The 2,591-nt window shown below is 55.7% G+C and carries 2 protein-coding genes; both read right to left on the bottom strand.

The annotated features are described in order from the left end of the window. On the bottom strand, positions 1-1,438 hold a 1,438-nt coding region (locus AABO57_28980), incomplete at its 3' end, for a hypothetical protein (GenBank protein MEK6289767.1). A gap of 50 nt (positions 1,439-1,488) precedes the next feature. Next, positions 1,489-2,385, bottom strand: a complete 897-nt coding sequence (locus AABO57_28975) for a hypothetical protein (GenBank protein MEK6289766.1) — start codon at positions 2,383-2,385, stop codon at positions 1,489-1,491. Positions 2,386-2,591 lie beyond the last annotated feature (206 nt).

Raw genomic sequence — 2,591 nt, 5'->3', positions numbered from 1 at the left:
GCAACCCGTCGGGGCCGGTCACCTGGCCGCTTACGCTTGTTATCGTGTAGTTCCAAATGTCGGGGCCAACTCCATCGTGGAACAGCTTCTTTTGCTTGAGTGAGTTTCCGGATACCATTCTGCACGCGAAACGATTCACGGATAGGCCGAATGGGCCGGTGTGAGCTCCATCGTGTTTGTAGAAATACTCTGCGACCGCCCCGGAAGGGAGTGTCATACGGCTTAGTTCGCCGAGGCCGTGGGATGCATCCTTGATCTCTGTAATCGGGTCCGGGCACCACCCCCTGAACGGGATGTTGACATCCTCGTCGATGTCGTCAGAGTTGTACTCGAAAATGAACTGCCTTGTAATTCCGGGCTCCGTTTCAGGAAGCACTATTGAAGTGATGACCTCAAAGTTGTCGCCTAGTAATGTTCCCCAGGAGTAGCTGCCGTTAATACACAGACGATCGCCAGCATTGATGGCCTTGCCGGTAAGCGTTTTATTTGCGAAGTGGATGGTTATGGTCTCCCAGACTCCCCCAACCGTCTGATATTGAACTTGTCCTGTGTTAGTGGCTGCCGTGAAGTTGTACTTTATTTGCCGCCCTGTTTGGACATCTGTGCAGACGGTCGCATTATCTCCTGTTGCGAGATTAACCGTTGAAGTAATTTCTATCTTGTTCCCGTTTGCGTCGCTTATTTGTTGGGCAGAGGCGAGTTGGGTTACGCTGGTACCGTCCGGCATATAGACTGCCCATTCGCCCGAAGGGTATATGACCGCCCACAGAAAGCTCCCGTCGTAGGAGTAGTAGCGCATCGGCTGGCCGGTGGTGTACGGTGTGTTGTTGTAGAAACCACGCCGCCAGTCCTGAAAGCCAATGCCGGTATAAACCTGACCCTCAGGAGAGCGCAGTTCGTGAGTTGTTCCATCCGGAGTGTGGAGAATCATTTTGTATCGATAATCAAAGGCCGCCGCGCACTGCGCACGCGCCGAGAGACATTCAGAATCATCTGGCTCGCACTCACCGCAATCAACTTCTGCGTCCCCAACGTCTGCCAAGACCTGTTCAATCCAATACGCTCCCGAGACAATCCAGCCCCCGCTCTCGCTTCGCTGTTCGAAGTAATACTCCCACGGTCCCTGCGGGTGATGCACATCTGGCCGCATCTTGAAGGATTTCATATCCCACAGCTTGCTGTTGTATGCGGCGCGAATTGACCAGGAGAGCTTTCCACCAGCTATGGGAGGCAAGGAGGCGAGAGGGATTGAGATGTTCACGTTGCCGTTCGTTAGGTTGACATTCTCTATGTCGGAGATTGCAAAGGAGCCGTTTCCACCCATCCCGCGATCCGGCTTTGCGGCGGGATCGAGCTGTTGAGCCTGTGCAACAACGAGCGCGCAGCTTACAGCAATCATCGACATCGACAGCGTCCGAACGTAATTTCTCAGTTTCATAATCACAGCCCCCTGCTCCGAAAGAGTTGGTTCGAAGTATCGCGATCCGCTTACCTTGATCCGTAAGCGGAGGCAGTGACCACAAGCTCCATAATCACCTGCCCGTTTCTGCTCCACCTGATTCGACCAGGCGCGAGTTCGCCCTGACGATTGCTCCACTCAAGCAGCTCAGCCATGACGGGTTGTCCTTGTTCACTCGAGATGATGCGTTCCAGCAGACCGGTCGCTGAGTTGACGTAGTACATCCGCCAAGAGCTTTCAGGCTTGGTCAGCTCTGTTCTGGTTGGCTCGTCGACTCTCACTACATCCCAGGCCGGCCCAGTATAGTCCTGAGACTTCAGCGCCTCTTCGGGAACCACTCTTCTCGCGACGGTGTAGTAGCTTGCGCCGCGCAACTGGGCCAGGATGAACTGGTCCGGGCTATCAAGAGCGAGCCTTTCAACAAAAGAACGCTCGATGGATGTGGGTGAGGCGTTAGCCGATAATGCCCCTTGTCTTGCGGTCCAGGTCAGCGAGACAGCTCCGCCGTTCAGCGCGATCTGAACATCCTCGCCGTCCTCGGTCTGGGTGCGAACGATTCGCACCGGATAGCGATCCGCTCCCATCGTCAGAGTGCCTGTCAAGATCGCCCGCTCTCTGCCCGAACCGGCAAACCGCTGTCCGAGTCTATGGCGCAACCTGTCAGCTTGAGGCTGAGACGACAGTCTGGTTTGCAACCTCCCGAGGCGCGGCGCCACGCCACTTTGGACCAACGGTAAAGCTGTCGAGGGTCTGGTGACATTTGCAGCATTCAGTGTCGCGCGGTTGTAGGCGCGAACGGCGGCCGCCAGCACTGCGCTGCCGATCAGGAGGACAACCATCGACCACAAGACACCGGCTCGTGAATTGGCGATCCTGCGCAACAGAGGGTTTGCCACGTTCGGGCTTTCCATTTTTGAATGTGTCATCGCTTCCTCCTCGAAGACTCGTCGCGTTCAGACGGCTTCCGTTTCGACTAACTACTGCAAACTGAGCAGGACCAGAATCTCACCGGTGCCTTTATCCAACGGTTCGAGCGCTTTGCCTATCAGGGTGCCGGGCCGGTGAATCGGAGTCCCGCCAAGATCGAGCCTCTATCGCCTCTAGCTTGAACTCACCTTTTCACATATCGGCT

Source organism: Acidobacteriota bacterium (assembly GCA_038040445.1).
In the GTDB taxonomy this organism is placed as follows: domain Bacteria; phylum Acidobacteriota; class Blastocatellia; order UBA7656; family UBA7656; genus Onstottus_A; species Onstottus_A frigus.
Note: the sequence above shows the minus strand (reverse complement) of the source record. Positions and strands in the feature narration are given on the sequence as shown.